Source organism: Meridianimarinicoccus roseus (genome assembly GCF_003172915.1).
Classification (GTDB): domain Bacteria; phylum Pseudomonadota; class Alphaproteobacteria; order Rhodobacterales; family Rhodobacteraceae; genus Meridianimarinicoccus; species Meridianimarinicoccus roseus.
The window spans coordinates 1-13,803 of sequence record NZ_QGKU01000021.1; the positions used below are offsets into that span (position 1 = coordinate 1).

Consider the following 13,803-nt stretch of genomic DNA (forward strand, 5'->3'; position numbering starts at 1 on the left):
TGACATTTGGTATAGCGGCGCTTGCTGCTGGTGTTTGCGGTGCTCAGGAGGATCGGTCTGGTTGGCCTGCGTCGTTCACGGTTGGCACGGCGTCGCAGGGCGGGACGTATTTCGCCTATGGCTCGGGCTGGGCGAACCTTGTCGCGGACGAGCTTGGCCTTTCGGGCGGCGGCGAGGTGACGGGCGGCCCGATGCAGAACATGGCGCTGGTGCACACCGGCGACGCGGCCTTCGGGATGACCACGATGGGCCCGGCCGCCGAGAGCCTCGCGGGCACCAACCCGATCGCGCCGGGCCTGGCGATGGACAAGGCCTGCGCGATGTTCCCGATGTACCAGACCCCGTTCAGCGTGACCGCGCTGTCGAGCAGCGGGATCACCTCGATCTCCGAGATCCCGGACGGCGCGCGGATCGGCTTCGGGCCCGCGGGGTCGACCTCGGACACGTATTTCCCGCGCATGATGGAAACGCTGGGCGTCAATTTCGAGCGGCGCAACGGCGGCTGGTCGGACCTTGGCGGCCAGTTGCAGGACGGTCTGCTGGACGTGATCGCCTTCGCCGCGGGCGTGCCCGTGCCGGCCGTCAGCCAGCTTGAAGTGCAGACCGACGTGAATATCATCGAGTTCACCGAGGCCGAGCAGGCCACGATCATGGAGGCCTTCCCGGTGTCCGAGTTCGAGATCGCGGCGAACACCTACACCACGCTCGAGGCGCCGGCGCGGTCGGTGTCGATGTGGAACTTCGCCATCGCCAACTGCGACCTGCCCGCCAGCTTCGTGAAGGCGGTCGTGGACGTGGTGATGTCGGACAACGAGCGGATGGTGGGCATCCACCGCGCCGCGCGGTCCACCGTGCCCTCGAACTGGGACAAGAACAAGGTCATGCCCTGGCATCCCGGCGCCGCCGAATGGTTCGCCGAGAACGCGGGGGCCGATATCCCGGCCGACATGATCTACGGCCAGTAAGCCAGCCCCCGCCCCGCGCGTCCGGCCCCGTGCCGGGCGCTTGCGGGGCGGGCCCGGCCCCGGACGGGATCCCGCACCGGCTCCGCACGGGCTCCCTGCACGGTCTTCTTAGGACGGACCTCTCGCACGGGGCGCGAACAGGATCGCGGCGCCCCCTGCCCGACCGGGCGCCAACCGGGCCCCGATCGGCCATCGATGGCCCCGGCACAGACCCGCGCAGCCCCCCGCGAAGACAGGGGGGCAGGCCGCGGCGGACGCATGGGGGCCGACCCGCCCCCGGCCAGACCGGCACACCGGCCCGGCCCTCCCCGCCACGCCAACCCGCCTTCACCCCGTCACTTCCCCCATTTCCGCCCGAACCCGCCATGCGCCCGGCCCGTCCGGCCCGCGCGGACCCGGACCCCACCGGAGGACCACCGCCGATGCACCCCCCCGCCCGTCACGACCCGTTTTCCCCCGGAGCCCGCACCCGGCCCTGCCGCGCCCCCGCCGATAGCGGCCGCGGCGACGCCGCCGCGCAGACCGACGAGCACATGATCGCCGACGGCGTCGACGACGAAGCCGTCGAGGCCAACCGCCGCATCTTCGAGGGATCGACCTTCTGGGCCATGGCCGCCCTCGCCACGCTCTACGCGATGTTCCACATGGCCGCGCTGAACGGGCTGTCGATCTCGGCCCTGACCGGGATCGAGCTGCCCTTCCTGCCGCAATTCCCGATGGAAACCTGGAACTTCCGCATCGTCCATGTCGCCGGCGCGCTGGTGCTGGGCTTCCTGATGTACGCCGCCGCCGACTTCCCCGGCGACGCGGACGCGCCCGGCACACCGGCCCGGCCCGCGCTGCACACCGCCGCCATCGCGCTCGCCGTCCCGGCGCTGCTCGCGCTCGGCACGGCGATCTGGTTCGCCCTGCTGATCGAAGGCGGCGCCATGTGGAACGGCATGGACGCCACCATCAAGTTCCGCGAGACATGGCTCTTCGGCGTGCCGCTGCTGCTCGCCACCGCAGGGGCCATCGGCCTGTCCTGGGCCCACAGCGCCCCGCGCGCGCGCCTCGCCGCGCCCGACATCGTGCTCGGCATCTGCGCCGTCGCCGTCGCCGCCTACCTGATCACCATCTACGGCACGCTGATGCGCAACTCCACCGGCACCCCCTTCGCGCCGATCGGCATCTCCATCGCCGCCGTCGCGGGCACCGCGCTGATCATGGAACTGACACGCCGCGTCGCGGGCCTCGCGCTCGTCATCATCGCGGGCGTGTTCCTGGCCTACGTGTTCGCGGGCCAGTACCTGCCGGGCTTCCTGAACTCCCCCGCGATCAGCTGGCAGCGCTTCTTCAGCCAGGTCTACACCGATGCCGGCATCCTCGGGCCGACAACCGCCGTGTCCTCGACCTACATCATCCTGTTCATCATCTTCGCCGCCTTCCTGCAGGCCAGCAAGGTCGGCGACTACTTCGTCAACTTCGCCTTCGCCGCCGCAGGCCGCACCCGCGGCGGACCCGCCAAGGTCGCCATCTTCGCCTCCGGCCTGATGGGCATGATCAACGGCACCTCCGCGGGCAACGTCGTCGCCACCGGCTCGCTCACCATCCCGCTCATGAAGAAGGTCGGATACCACAAGAAGACCGCGGGCGCCGTCGAGGCCGCCGCCTCGACCGGCGGGCAGATCATGCCCCCGATCATGGGCGCGGGCGCCTTCATCATGGCCGAGATCACCGGCATCCCCTATACCGAGATCGCCATCGCCGCCATCATCCCCGCCGTGCTCTACTTCGTGTCGGTCTTCTTCATGGTCGACTTCGAGGCCGCCAAGCTCGGCATGCGCGGCATGAACGCCGACGAGATCCCGAAACTCTCCACCATGATGCGCCGGGTCTTCCTGTTCCTGCCCATCCTCATCCTGATCGCCGCGCTGTTCATGGGATACTCCGTCATCCGCGCGGGCACATACGCCACGCTCTCGGCCGCCGTCGTCTCTTGGCTCACCCCCTACCGGATGGGGCCGCGCTCCACCCTCAAGGCGTTCGAGATCGCGGGCGTCATGTCGATCCAGATCATCGCCGTGTGCGCCTGCGCGGGCATCATCGTCGGCGTCATCAGCCTGACCGGCGTCGGCGCGCGCTTCTCCAACCTGCTGCTCGGCCTCGCGGGCGTCAGTCAGTTCCTGGCGCTGTTCTTCGCCATGTGCATCTCCATCCTGCTCGGCATGGGCATGCCCACCACCGCCGCCTACGCCGTCGCCGCCTCCGTGGTCGCGCCCGGCCTCGTGGAGCTTGGCATCCCGCAGCTGACCGCGCATTTCTTCGTGTTCTACTTCGCCGTGCTCTCCGCCATCACGCCGCCCGTCGCGCTCGCAAGCTACGCCGCGGCCGGCATCTCCGGCGCCAACCCGATGGAAACCTCCGTCGCCTCGTTCAAGATCGGCATCGCCGCCTTCATCGTGCCCTTCATGTTCTTCTACAACGGCGCGCTGCTGATGGAGGGAACCTGGTTCGAGGTGATCCGCGCAGGCGCCACGGCAACCGTCGGCGTGTTCCTGCTGTCGGCCGGCGTGCAGGGGTGGTTCATGGGCGGACGCACAGCGTGGTTCATCCGCGCAGGCCTCCTGCTCGCCGCACTCACCATGATCGAAGGCGGCCTCGTCACGGACATCATAGGCCTCGCAACCATCGCAGCCGCCTGGACAATACAAAAAACAATCCACCCAAACCCAGACGCAAAACTCAACGTCAAAGGCGCAGACTGAAAAACTGTAATAATCCAAAGACGAACCGGCCTTGCCCCCCAACGGGGGCGGGGCCATATCCATGTCATGCTCAAGATCACCCCGATCCTTCTTGCCCTGCTGTACGCGCTGGCGATGTATGGCGTGTCCGCCTTCCGCACCAAGCGCGAGCTGGACGCAAAGTCCACCGATCTTGTTGACCCCGGGCTGATGCGCGAGATCGACAAGCTCGCCCGCGCTCTGGACCTGCCCCGGATCAAGGTCCGGCTCTACGAGATCGACCCGGTCAACGGGCTCGCCGCGCCGGACGGGCGTATCTTCATCACCCGCGGCTTCTACAACCGCTATCGCGCGGGCGACGTGTCCGCCCCCGAGATGGCCAGCGTCATCGCGCACGAACTGGGCCATGTCGCGCTTGGCCACGCCCGCAAGAGGTTGATCGACTTTTCCGGCCAGAACGCGCTGCGCACGGCGCTGGCGGTATTCCTGTCGCGCTTCCTGCCCGGCGTCGGGGTCTGGATCGCCAACGGGCTTGCCAGCCTGCTGGCCGCGCGCATGTCCCGAGATGACGAATTCGAGGCGGACGCCTATGCCACCGCCCTGCTGATCAAGGCCGGCATTGGCGCGGCCCCTCAGAAAAGCCTGTTCCGCAAGCTGGACGCGTTGACGAAGGGCGGCGCAGGCGGGATGCCGGCGTGGTTCCTGAGCCATCCGAAGACCGATCGGCGCATCGCCGCGATCGAGGCGAACGAGGCGCGCTGGCTTGCCGATACCTGACATGGCGGCCGGGGTTTACGGTCAGGCGGGCGCGGCGATCCGCTGCTCCAGAGCCTCGTCAAGCACCGCGCGCAACAGGTCGGCGGGCACGTCGTCGCTGACGAAGGCCGCGCCGATGCCACGCGCCAGAACGAACCGCAGACGGCCATCGACGACCTTCTTGTCCTGCGCCATCAACCCGATCAGCGCGTCGCTGCCCGGCAGATCGCCGGGAATGTCCGCCAGCCCGCGGCGCATTCCCATCGCCGCCAGATGCGCGGACACGCGCGATGGGTCTTCCTGCGGGCACAGCCCCATCCGCGCCGACAGATCGAACGCCAGTGCGCATCCGATCGCCACCCCCTCGCCATGCAGCAGCCTGTCGGAATAGCCGGTCGCAGCCTCCAGCGCATGGCAGAACGTGTGACCGAGGTTCAGCAGCGCGCGGTCGCCCTGCTCGGTTTCGTCCCGCACAACAATGTCCGCCTTCATCTGTACGGACCGTTTGACTGCCGCCAGGCGCGCGGCGTTGTCGCCGGCCGCAAGCGCGGGCCCGTGCCCTTCCAGCCAGCCGAAAAACTCCGCATCGCCGAGGAGGCCGTATTTCACCACCTCGCCATAGCCGGCCAGCAGATCGCGCGGCGCCAGAGTGTCCAGAACGCCGATATCGGCCAGCACGAGACTGGGCTGGTGGAACGCACCGATCAGGTTCTTGCCCTGCGGCGCGTTGATCCCGGTCTTGCCCCCGACCGAACTGTCCACCTGCGCGAGAAGGCTTGTCGGGATCTGCACGAACCGCACGCCCCGGCGCAGCACCGCCGCGGCGAAGCCGACAAGATCACCGATCACGCCACCGCCGAAAGCCACGACCACATCGCGCCGTTCGATCTTCTGTTCCAGAAGCCATTCCACAGTGCGGGTGAACTGCGGCCAGCCCTTCGTGCCCTCGCCCGGCGGCAGGCGCAGCGCCGTCATCTCGATGCCGGCTGCAGCCAGCCCCTCGCGCAGGGCATCGAGATGCAGCTCCGCCACCGTGTCGTCGCTGACCACGGCGACCCGCGGGCGCCTGAGCAGCGGCGCGATCTCGGTCCCGGCGGCGGCGATCAGCCCGTCGCCGATGCGCACGTCGTAGGCGCGCGCCCCCAGCGGGACATGAACGGTTTCAATGTTGGGCATGGTGCCGCGTCTCCGTATCCTCGGTCAGGATGTCGGGATGGCGGGCCAGCGTGTCGACGACCGCCTGCGCCGTATCCTCGACACTGTAATTGGAAAAGGCCTGCACGTGGATCGGCGCAAGCGCATAGATCGGCGTGCGCGCCTCGTAAAGGCCCTTGAGCGTCTCGAACGGGTTCTCGGTCTGCAGAAGCGGACGCGTGCTGCGGTAGCGTACCCGCGCCCACAGCAAATTCAACTCCGCCCGCAACCAGATCGCGACCCCCCGCGCCGCGATCAGGTCGCGGTTTCGTTCAGCCAGGAATGCACCGCCGCCGGTGGACAGCACGCAGGGCGGACCCGCCAGAAGCCTCTCCAGCACCTTGGTTTCCTTTTCGCGGAAGAACGCCTCGCCGTTCTCTCGGAAAATCTCGGCGATCGTGCGGTTCGCGGCCCTCTGGATCTCGTCGTCCTGATCGACAAAGGGCACGCCCAACCTGCGGGCCAGCGCCGTGCCGACCGCGGTCTTGCCCGCTCCCATCATTCCCACCAGAACGACGGTCTTGTGTAGTCGCTGCGGCACCGCTTGCCCGCTCCCCGGTTCCAAAATTATTCTGTCTCTATGACGTGAATTCCTGCGCGTTCCCATATACAATATCTGGTGCAGGGTCAAAATGGCCATCGAGCAAGAGACAGAGAGGCAAGACACCGTGCGCATGTTGAAACTGGTTGTGTTCCTGCTGATCGTCGCGGGGGCCGGACTGGTGGGCTTCGCCTATCTCGGCGACCTGACGCCGCAGCAGACCGAAGTTCGCATTCCGGTCGATCTGAATGGGTCGTAGCGCGGGGTTGGCGGCCTGCGCACTGGTCGGCCTGATGCTGGCCCCTGGCGCCGTGGCCGCCCAGGGCCGTGCCGACGCACCGCTTTCGGCGATCCCGTGGCTGTCCGAAACTCTGGACCGGCCGGAACCGGCGCCGCGTGCCGCCGCGCGCCCGCCAGACCCGAACCCGGGCCCGGGCGCGGTTCCCGGCACCGGCCAGCCACCTGACGGCGCGCGCCCGCTGCCCGCCCCGTCGGGCGACATCACCGTGACACAGCTTGGCGCGCCAGACCGGGCCGCCACCGGGCTGATGTCCGCCCGCCGCGCTGGACTGCCGGAAGACCTTTGGCAGGGCACCGATCCGGACAAGCTGGCACGCCTGCTGCGCGAGATGCCGATCCACGACCAGCCCGCCCTGCGCGAAGCGGTGTCCCGGCTGGTGCTGCTGGAAGCCGCGCCGCCGCGCGGGGCACGCGATGCGCTGCTGCTCGCACGGATCGACGCGCTGCTGATCCGGGGCGCGCTGGAACCCGCGCAGGCGCTGCTGGAACGGGCTGGTCCCGATACCCCCGACCTGTTCCGGCGATGGTTCGACATCCTGCTGCTGTCCGGCACCGAGGACCGCGCCTGCGCCACGCTGGCGGCCAAGCCCGAACTGTCGCCGAACTACGAAACGCGCGTGTTTTGCCTCGCGCGCGGGGGGCGCTGGCACACCGCCGCCCTGACCCTGGAGACGGCCACCGCGCTGGGGCGCGTCTCGCCCGAGATGCGCGACCGGCTCGCCCGCTTCCTCGACCCCGAGATCTTCGAGGGCGAGCCGATGCCGCCGCCGCCCGACCCGCTGACTCCGCTTGATTTCCGCCTGCTTGAGGCGGTCGGGGAACCGGTGCCGACATCGCATCTGCCGCTGGCCTTTGCCCAGACCGACCTGCGCCATATCATCGGCTGGAAATCGCAGATCGAAGCGGCCGAGCGTCTGGCGAAATCCGGCGCGCTGTCGGTGAACCGGCTGCTCGGGATCTACACCGCACGCCAGCCAGCCGCATCGGGTGGGGTTTGGGACCGGGTGGCCGCGATCCAGGCACTGGACATCGCGATTACCGCGGGCCAGCCCGATACAGTGGCCGCCCGCCTGCCCGCCGCCGCGGACGCGATGCGCGCCGCCGGGCTGGAGGCCGTACTGGCCGAGATGTTCGGCCCGCGCCTGTCGCGGCTCGATCTGCCGCCGCAAAGCGCGCAGGCGGCCCACGCGCTGGCGCTGATCGCAGGTGCGCCGACCCGCCTGCCAGCGACCGCGTTGACCGGACGGCTGGCCTTCGCAACCGCGCTTGCCGCCGGCACACCACCCGCCGCCGCCGCGCCCGATGCACTGGCCTCCGCGTTGCACGCCGGGCTACGGCAGGACACGGTACCGGACCGCTACGCGCCGCTGGTCGCACGCGGGCAATGGGGCGAGGCGCTGCTGCGCGCGCTTGCCACGCTTGCCGACGGCGCGCTGACCGACCCGGTTGATGCGGGAGACGCCATCGCGCTGATGCGCCTTGCTGGCCTTGACGATCTGGCGCGGCAGGCCGCGGTCGAGATCCTGCTGCTGGACCCCCGGTCATGAGCCGCACGTGGATCGCGCGCTTTCTCGAAGCGCAGGCGGCGGAGCTTGACGCGGCCCGGAACACGCAGCTCGCCTACGGGCGCGACCTGAAGGACTTCCATGACTGGCTGACCGCGCGCGGCGACGGGTTCGAGACCGCTTCGCGCGCCATGATCGAAGCCTACCTTGCCCATTGCGACGCGCAGGGTCTGGCCCGCGCCACGCGGGCGCGGCGGCTCGCCTCCATCCGGCAACTCTATCGCTTCGCCTTCGAAGAAGGGCTGCGCGGCGACAACCCGGCGCTGCGCATCCGCGGGCCGGGCCGAACCCGCACCCTGCCCGGCACCCTGACCGAGGCCGAGGTTACCGCGATGCTGGAGCGTGCCCCGGCCCACGGCCGGACGGCTGCGGACCGCGCACGCACAGCGGCGATGATCGAAATCCTCTATGCGACCGGCCTGCGGGTGAGCGAACTGGTCACGCTGCCGGTCGCCGCCGCACGAGGACAGCCGCAGGTGCTGTTGGTGCGCGGCAAGGGCCGCAAGGAACGGCTGGTGCCGCTGTCGCGCCCGGCACAGGCCGCGCTCGATGCCTGGCTGGTACATCGCGATGCGGCGGACGCGGCGCTGGTGGCGCGCGGCGCGCGGCCTTCGGCCTTCCTGTTTCCAAGCCGTGCGCAGGCCGGCCATGTCACGCGCCAGTCGTTTTTCCTAACGGTAAAGGCGGTGGCCAGCGAAGCCGGGATCGACCCGGCCCGCGTCACGCCGCACACCCTGCGCCATGCTTTCGCTACCCACATGCTTGAACACGGCGCGGACTTGCGCGCGATCCAGCTGCTGCTGGGCCATGCCGACCTGTCCACCACGGAAATCTACACACATGTCGTGGAAACCCGCCTGAAGGAGCTTGTGCTGACCCGCCATCCGCTGGCAGATGCGCCTTCCCAAGATGCGGCGGCAGACCTAGGTTCGGACCCATGACACAGACACTTCACATCATCGGCGGCGGCATGGCCGGAGCGGAAGCAGCGTGGCAGGCCGCAAACATGGGTGTACCCGTGGTCATCCACGAAATGCGCCCCGCCGTCGGCACATTCGCGCACCGGACCGGCAGCCTTGCCGAAATGGTCTGCTCCAACTCGTTCCGCAGCGATGACGACGAACAGAACGCGGTCGGGCTGCTGCACTGGGAAATGCGCGCGGCGAACGGGCTGATCATGCAGACCGCCGACCAGCACGCCCTGCCCGCGGGCGGCGCACTGGCGGTGGACCGCGACCCATTCGCCGAAACCGTTACGGCGCGGCTGCGCGCCCACCCGCTGGTAAGGGTCGAGCCGGGCGAGATCGCCGAACTGCCCGACAGCGGGCACTGGATCATCGCGACCGGGCCGCTGACCTCGGGCGCGCTGGCCGATGCCATCGCTGCCGAAACCGGACGCGAGGCACTGGCGTTCTTCGACGCCATCGCGCCGATCGTGCATTTCGACAGCGTGGACCTGTCGAAGGCTTGGTTCCAGTCGCGCTACGACAAGGGCGAGACGGAAGAACAGCGCACCGCCTACCTGAACTGTCCGATGGACCGCGACACATACGAGGCGTTCATCGATGCGCTGTTGGCTGCCCACAAGGCCGAGTTCAAGCCGGGCGAGACAGCCGGGTATTTCGACGGCTGCCTGCCGATCGAAGTGATGGCCGAACGCGGCCGCGAGACCCTGCGCCACGGGCCGATGAAGCCTGTAGGGCTAACCAACCCGCACCAGCCGGACGTGAAGGCCCATGCAATCGTGCAGCTGCGCCGCGACAACGCGCTCGGCACGCTCTATAACATTGTGGGTTTCCAGACGAAGATGAAATACGGCGCCCAGACCGAGGTGCTGCGGATGATCCCGGGGCTGGAAAACGCGCGCTTCGCCCGGCTGGGAGGCATCCACCGCAACACGTTCCTCAACTCGCCCACCTTGCTGGACGGCGAAATGCGGCTGAGGTCGCGCCCGCATGTCCGCTTCGCCGGGCAGATCACCGGTGTGGAAGGCTACGTGGAAAGCGCGGCGATGGGACTGCTGGCCGGCCGTCTTGCCGCGTCCGAAATTCTGGGCCGTCCTGTCAGCGCTCCGCCGCCCGAGACCGCAACGGGCGCGCTGGTGACCCACATCACAGGCGGGGCAGAAGCCAAGACCTTCCAGCCGATGAACGTGAATTTCGGGCTGTTTCCCCCGGTCGACCTGAAGGGGGGGCGGCGCAACCGGCCCGCGCGCTACAAGGCCTACACGGACCGTGCCAAGGCGGCTTGGCAGGACTGGCTGGGCCACTTCACGGTGGGCAAGGCGGCAGAATAAGGTCGCTGCGCCCCGGCCACTCAGAGTTTGACCCTACGTTAACTTTTCTCTAGGCTCGGGATACTTGAGCAAGGGAGTTAACAATGAAACGAATAATCGCACAGGCTGCGCTTTGCCTGTTTCTGCCGGTCATGGCGCAGGCCGGGACCATCGTGAGTGCAGTCGGCGTCGTCGCATCGTCGGAACGAAATAACGTTCCTGCCAGCGCCACCATCGACCAGTCTGGTTTGAGCGCGACCTATATCAGCGGCGTGACGGATTTCGATACTTATATCGGGTCCAATCCGACGCATTCACTGTTGGCGCAGAACAACGAGTGGTTCTCGGATTTCGGGAACCTGACACCGACCCTGACCTTCGATCTTGGGTCGGTGCTGACCATCGACCGCATCGCGCTTTGGGTCGAGGAATCGAGCGGGTTCACGACCGCAGCCCTGTCGTCCTCCGTAGATGGACAGGCCTTCAGCAGCCTGGGCACGATCAACCCGGCAAATCCGCCAAGGGGTTCGGACTATCCGGCCGAGGTCTTCGGCTTCGCGGCAACCAGCATGCAGTATTTCCGCATGGATTTTTCCGGATGCCCTCAACCTGGTCCCAACAGCACCAACGAATGCTCGCTGGGCGAGATCGCCTTTTCGGCGGCTGGAGGTTCCACCGTCATTCCCCTGCCCGGCAGCGCCTTGCTTCTCGGAAGCGTGATAGCGGGCGGCTTCACGATCGGTCGTCGCAAATCGCGGCACGGTTGATATTCATCAACTCTGCGCGTCGTCCGCCGCAAAGCGGATGACGCGCCCGGAAACGCCGGTCCAAGCCCCTTCCCGCAATGCAGCCCCCAGAACGCGGTCCGGGTTCGTGGGCGGGGGCATTTCGACACCGTCCAGACGCGTGAATCCCATGCGCCCGTAATAGGGCGCATCGCCAACCAGCATGACGCGCGCCCAACCGAGGGCGGCAGCGCGATCAAGGCTTTCACGGATCAACAATGCGCCAAGCCCCTCGCCCTGCCGGGTCGGGTGTACGGCCACCGGCCCCAACAGCAGGGCGGGCGCACCGCCCACCTCCACAGGCCAGAACCGGATCGCTCCGGCAAGGATGCCGTCCGGGTCGCGCGCCACCAGCGACAGGTCTGCCACCGGCGGGACGCCATCGCGCAACCGATACGACGACAGCGCCTCGCGGCCCGGCGCGAAGCACAGATCGTACAGCGCCTCCACTTCCCAGTGGTCCTGCGCGCCTTCGCGGTTCAGTCGGTACACTCCGGCCCTCTCCCGTGCCGTTCACCCTCTCCACCGGCGAGCCCCTTGCGGAGATCGCGCGGCCACCGGAGCGCAGTAGCGTCAAAGCAATGGAATGTGAACCGCCCAGCCCTCTTCGCGCGTCGGCAGTCTGCCTCGCAGGGTCACAGGCCTGATGCCGGGCGGCAAGGCATACGCCGCCGGATCACATCCGACGGCGCGAAGGTCAGGCCGCCCGAATGCCGTTCACGACCGCCGCGTACCCGCCATCGTCAAGGAAGGCACGTTCCGCAGCCGTCGAGGGGCGGGCCAGATCGGCATTGCGATGCGGGAACCGCCCGAACCGGCGGATCACCTCGCGGTGCGCCTTGGCGTGCACAAGGTTGTCATCTGCTTCGGGCATGCGTTCCTTGAACAACCGCACGCAACGCTCCTGATCCACAAGACATTCCGAATGCATCAGCGGCAGATAGAAGAACTGCCGGACCGGGCCTTCGATCCGCAGGTCCCAATCCATGTCTACCGCATGCTTGGCCTTGGCCCGGGCGATCCGGTCGGTGGAATAGGCGCGCCCGTCGCCGCGGAACATGTTGCGCGGGAACTGGTCGAACAGGATCACCGCCGCAAGCGCGTTCTGCGGTGACGGCACCCATCCGGTGTGCCCGTCATGGCGCGTGTCGTCCCAGAGCCGGGCAAAACGCGCGCGGATGTCTTCGTCCAGCGCGTCATCGGTGGCGTACCAGCCGGACGGGCCGGTCTCGTCGATCCAGAAGGACAGGACTTCGTTTGGGGCCGTCCCGTTTGCCCGTTCGGAGGTGTGGGTCATATGTCCCATGGCTGTTTCCATCGCCTTTGATGTGACCGACTGTTACAAATTCGTCTTGATCCCGCAAGGTCAGGCTGCGCCGTGACGCTGGGAGGGCGGGAATTCCTCCATCTCCTCGTCTCCTTCGGCTTCTTCCTGCTCGGAGCTGTCGTTGCCGCCGATATCAGCCGCGGCATTGACCGCGACCGAGGTCGCGGCCAGCGTGATCGGCGCGAAGCTGCCGGTGTCCGCAACGGACGGCGCGGGCCTGCGGAACGACCGGTAGATGCCGTAGACCAACAGCACGACCATGATCGCCACAAGAAACACGAAGAATCCGCGCGGGCCGAAGACGGCCATCAGCCAGCCGGTCAGCAGAGGGCCGCCTATCGCGCCGACGCCGTTCAGGAAGATCAGCCGCCCCGAAGCCGCCGCCATGTCGTCGGTGTCGAGGTAGTCGTTGGCGTAGGCGATGCTCAGACCATACAGCGGATTGGCAGTGCCTCCTATCAGGAAGGCGGAGGCAAGCAGCAGCGGAAATCCGCCGCCCACCATGCCAAGCGCGCCGCCCACGACGCCAAGCGCGACCACGATCAGGATAAGACGGCGGCGGTCCATCCGGTCCGACAGAAAGCCGATGGGAAACTGCATGATCAACCCGCCGACATAAATCGCCGCCACGAAGGACGAAATCTCGCCCACGCTCAGCCCCGCCTGGCCGCCGAACACCGAGGCCATGCCGAACAGCGCCGAATAGACCCCGCCCAGCAGGAAACTGCTCACGCAGCTCAGCGGCGCACGGCGGAACAGCTCCAGCGCGCTCATGGGCTTGGCGGTTTCGTAGGCCGGCGTCGGCGTGACCGACAGAAGGATCGGCGCGAAGGCCACGGAAACCAGCACCGAAGGCACGATGAACAGAATGAAGCCTGACGGATCGCCTAGGCTGAGCAGGCCCTGCGCCGAGACGATCCCGACCATCTGCACCACCATGTAGAGCGACAGCGCCTTGCCCCGGTTCTCGTTGCTGGCTGCGTTGTTGAGCCAGCTTTCTGCGGTCACGTAGACACCCGAGAAGCAAAAGCCCATCAACACGCGCAGCGCGATCCAAACCCACGGCTCCGTCATCGCGGGAAACAGGATCAGGATGGCCGAGATGAACGAGCCGAGAGCGGCGAAGACCCGCACATGCCCGACCCGCTTGATCAACTTCGGCGCGAAATGCGAGCCGCCGAGAAAACCGAGAAAGTAGGCCGACATGACGAGGGACATCTCGAAGGTGGAAAAGTTCTCGATCGTGCCGCGGATGCCCAGCAGCGTGCCCTGAATGCCGTTCCCGACCATCAGCAGCATGACGCCCAGCAACAAGGCCCAGGAGCGTGACAGGGTTTCTAGCATCGGGTGCGCCTTTTCCGGACAGAGT

13 protein-coding genes are annotated in these 13,803 nt (G+C 67.7%); 8 read left to right on the forward strand and 5 right to left on the reverse strand.

The annotated features are described in order from the left end of the window. Positions 1 to 11 precede the first annotated feature (11 nt). The 3 genes from DKT77_RS04850 to DKT77_RS04860 all read left to right on the forward strand — a co-directional run bounded on the left by DKT77_RS04850 (position 12) and on the right by DKT77_RS04860 (position 4,468). Entirely contained in the window at positions 12 to 965 is a 954-nt protein-coding gene (locus DKT77_RS04850; RefSeq protein ID WP_109810210.1) for a TAXI family TRAP transporter solute-binding subunit, read from the forward strand. 533 nt (positions 966 to 1,498) lie between these two features. Continuing rightward, positions 1,499 to 3,712 carry a TRAP transporter permease gene (locus tag DKT77_RS04855; protein WP_238547642.1) on the forward strand — a complete coding sequence of 738 codons (2,214 nt, stop codon included), beginning with the start codon at positions 1,499 to 1,501 and terminating at the stop codon, positions 3,710 to 3,712. Between the two features lie 66 nt (positions 3,713 to 3,778). Then, complete coding sequence (locus tag DKT77_RS04860) at positions 3,779 to 4,468, forward strand: M48 family metallopeptidase (RefSeq protein WP_109810608.1); 690 nt, start codon at positions 3,779 to 3,781, stop codon at positions 4,466 to 4,468. 21 nt (positions 4,469 to 4,489) lie between these two features. Here DKT77_RS04860 and aroB read toward each other — a convergent pair whose 3' ends face one another. Continuing rightward, the gene (gene aroB / locus DKT77_RS04865; RefSeq protein ID WP_109810609.1) at positions 4,490 to 5,623 is read right to left on the reverse strand and encodes a 3-dehydroquinate synthase; all 1,134 of its coding nucleotides are present in this window, start codon (positions 5,621 to 5,623) and stop codon (positions 4,490 to 4,492) included. Beyond that, positions 5,610 to 6,182, reverse strand: coding sequence for a shikimate kinase (locus tag DKT77_RS04870; protein WP_238547694.1), 573 nt, complete (start codon positions 6,180 to 6,182; stop codon positions 5,610 to 5,612). Before DKT77_RS04870 ends, aroB begins: the two co-directional genes overlap by 14 nt. Before the next feature lie 133 nt (positions 6,183 to 6,315). Here DKT77_RS04870 and DKT77_RS21315 point away from each other — a divergent pair, with 133 nt between their 5' ends. From DKT77_RS21315 to DKT77_RS04890, 5 genes are all read left to right on the forward strand, one after another. Further along, positions 6,316 to 6,441 (forward strand): hypothetical protein, encoded by a 126-nt coding sequence (locus DKT77_RS21315; RefSeq protein ID WP_274520045.1) that lies wholly within the window; start codon positions 6,316 to 6,318, stop codon positions 6,439 to 6,441. Continuing rightward, a complete protein-coding gene (locus tag DKT77_RS04875; RefSeq protein WP_146204959.1) occupies positions 6,431 to 8,029 on the forward strand; it encodes a hypothetical protein in 1,599 nt (532 codons plus the stop codon). The genes DKT77_RS21315 and DKT77_RS04875 overlap by 11 nt, the downstream gene beginning before the upstream one ends. After that, positions 8,026 to 8,988, forward strand: a complete 963-nt coding sequence (locus DKT77_RS04880) for a tyrosine recombinase (protein WP_109810612.1) — start codon at positions 8,026 to 8,028, stop codon at positions 8,986 to 8,988. Before DKT77_RS04875 ends, DKT77_RS04880 begins: the two co-directional genes overlap by 4 nt. Continuing rightward, entirely contained in the window at positions 8,985 to 10,343 is a 1,359-nt protein-coding gene (gene trmFO, locus DKT77_RS04885) for a methylenetetrahydrofolate--tRNA-(uracil(54)-C(5))-methyltransferase (FADH(2)-oxidizing) TrmFO (protein ID WP_109810613.1), read from the forward strand. The genes DKT77_RS04880 and trmFO overlap by 4 nt, the downstream gene beginning before the upstream one ends. Before the next feature lie 83 nt (positions 10,344 to 10,426). Then, positions 10,427 to 11,089: a coagulation factor 5/8 type domain-containing protein gene (locus tag DKT77_RS04890; RefSeq protein WP_109810614.1), complete on the forward strand. Its 663-nt coding sequence runs from the start codon at positions 10,427 to 10,429 to the stop codon at positions 11,087 to 11,089. A gap of 6 nt (positions 11,090 to 11,095) precedes the next feature. On the opposite strand, the gene DKT77_RS04895 is transcribed toward DKT77_RS04890, so the two are convergent. From DKT77_RS04895 to DKT77_RS04905, 3 genes are all read right to left on the reverse strand, one after another. Beyond that, on the reverse strand, positions 11,096 to 11,599 hold the full coding sequence (locus tag DKT77_RS04895) for a GNAT family N-acetyltransferase (RefSeq protein ID WP_109810615.1): 504 nt from the start codon (positions 11,597 to 11,599) through the stop codon (positions 11,096 to 11,098). Positions 11,600 to 11,804: 205 nt separating this feature from the next. Beyond that, entirely contained in the window at positions 11,805 to 12,413 is a 609-nt protein-coding gene (locus tag DKT77_RS04900; RefSeq protein WP_238547695.1) for a DUF924 family protein, read from the reverse strand. A gap of 60 nt (positions 12,414 to 12,473) precedes the next feature. Further along, positions 12,474 to 13,778 (reverse strand): MFS transporter, encoded by a 1,305-nt coding sequence (locus tag DKT77_RS04905; protein WP_109810616.1) that lies wholly within the window; start codon positions 13,776 to 13,778, stop codon positions 12,474 to 12,476. Positions 13,779 to 13,803 lie beyond the last annotated feature (25 nt).

What these genes read in the sequence shown, in the direction of transcription:
- DKT77_RS04880 (WP_109810612.1), top strand. Translation starts at nt 8,026, where the DNA reads ATGAGCCGCACGTGGATCGCGCGCTTTCTCGAAGCGCAGGCGGCGGAG.
- DKT77_RS04905 (WP_109810616.1), bottom strand. Translation starts at nt 13,778, where the DNA reads ATGCTAGAAACCCTGTCACGCTCCTGGGCCTTGTTGCTGGGCGTCATG.
- DKT77_RS04855 (WP_238547642.1), top strand. Translation starts at nt 1,499, where the DNA reads ATGATCGCCGACGGCGTCGACGACGAAGCCGTCGAGGCCAACCGCCGC.
- DKT77_RS04860 (WP_109810608.1), top strand. Translation starts at nt 3,779, where the DNA reads ATGCTCAAGATCACCCCGATCCTTCTTGCCCTGCTGTACGCGCTGGCG.
- trmFO (WP_109810613.1), top strand. Translation starts at nt 8,985, where the DNA reads ATGACACAGACACTTCACATCATCGGCGGCGGCATGGCCGGAGCGGAA.
- aroB (WP_109810609.1), bottom strand. Translation starts at nt 5,623, where the DNA reads ATGCCCAACATTGAAACCGTTCATGTCCCGCTGGGGGCGCGCGCCTAC.
- DKT77_RS04900 (WP_238547695.1), bottom strand. Translation starts at nt 12,413, where the DNA reads ATGGGACATATGACCCACACCTCCGAACGGGCAAACGGGACGGCCCCA.
- DKT77_RS21315 (WP_274520045.1), top strand. Translation starts at nt 6,316, where the DNA reads ATGTTGAAACTGGTTGTGTTCCTGCTGATCGTCGCGGGGGCCGGACTG.
- DKT77_RS04890 (WP_109810614.1), top strand. Translation starts at nt 10,427, where the DNA reads ATGAAACGAATAATCGCACAGGCTGCGCTTTGCCTGTTTCTGCCGGTC.
- DKT77_RS04875 (WP_146204959.1), top strand. Translation starts at nt 6,431, where the DNA reads ATGGGTCGTAGCGCGGGGTTGGCGGCCTGCGCACTGGTCGGCCTGATG.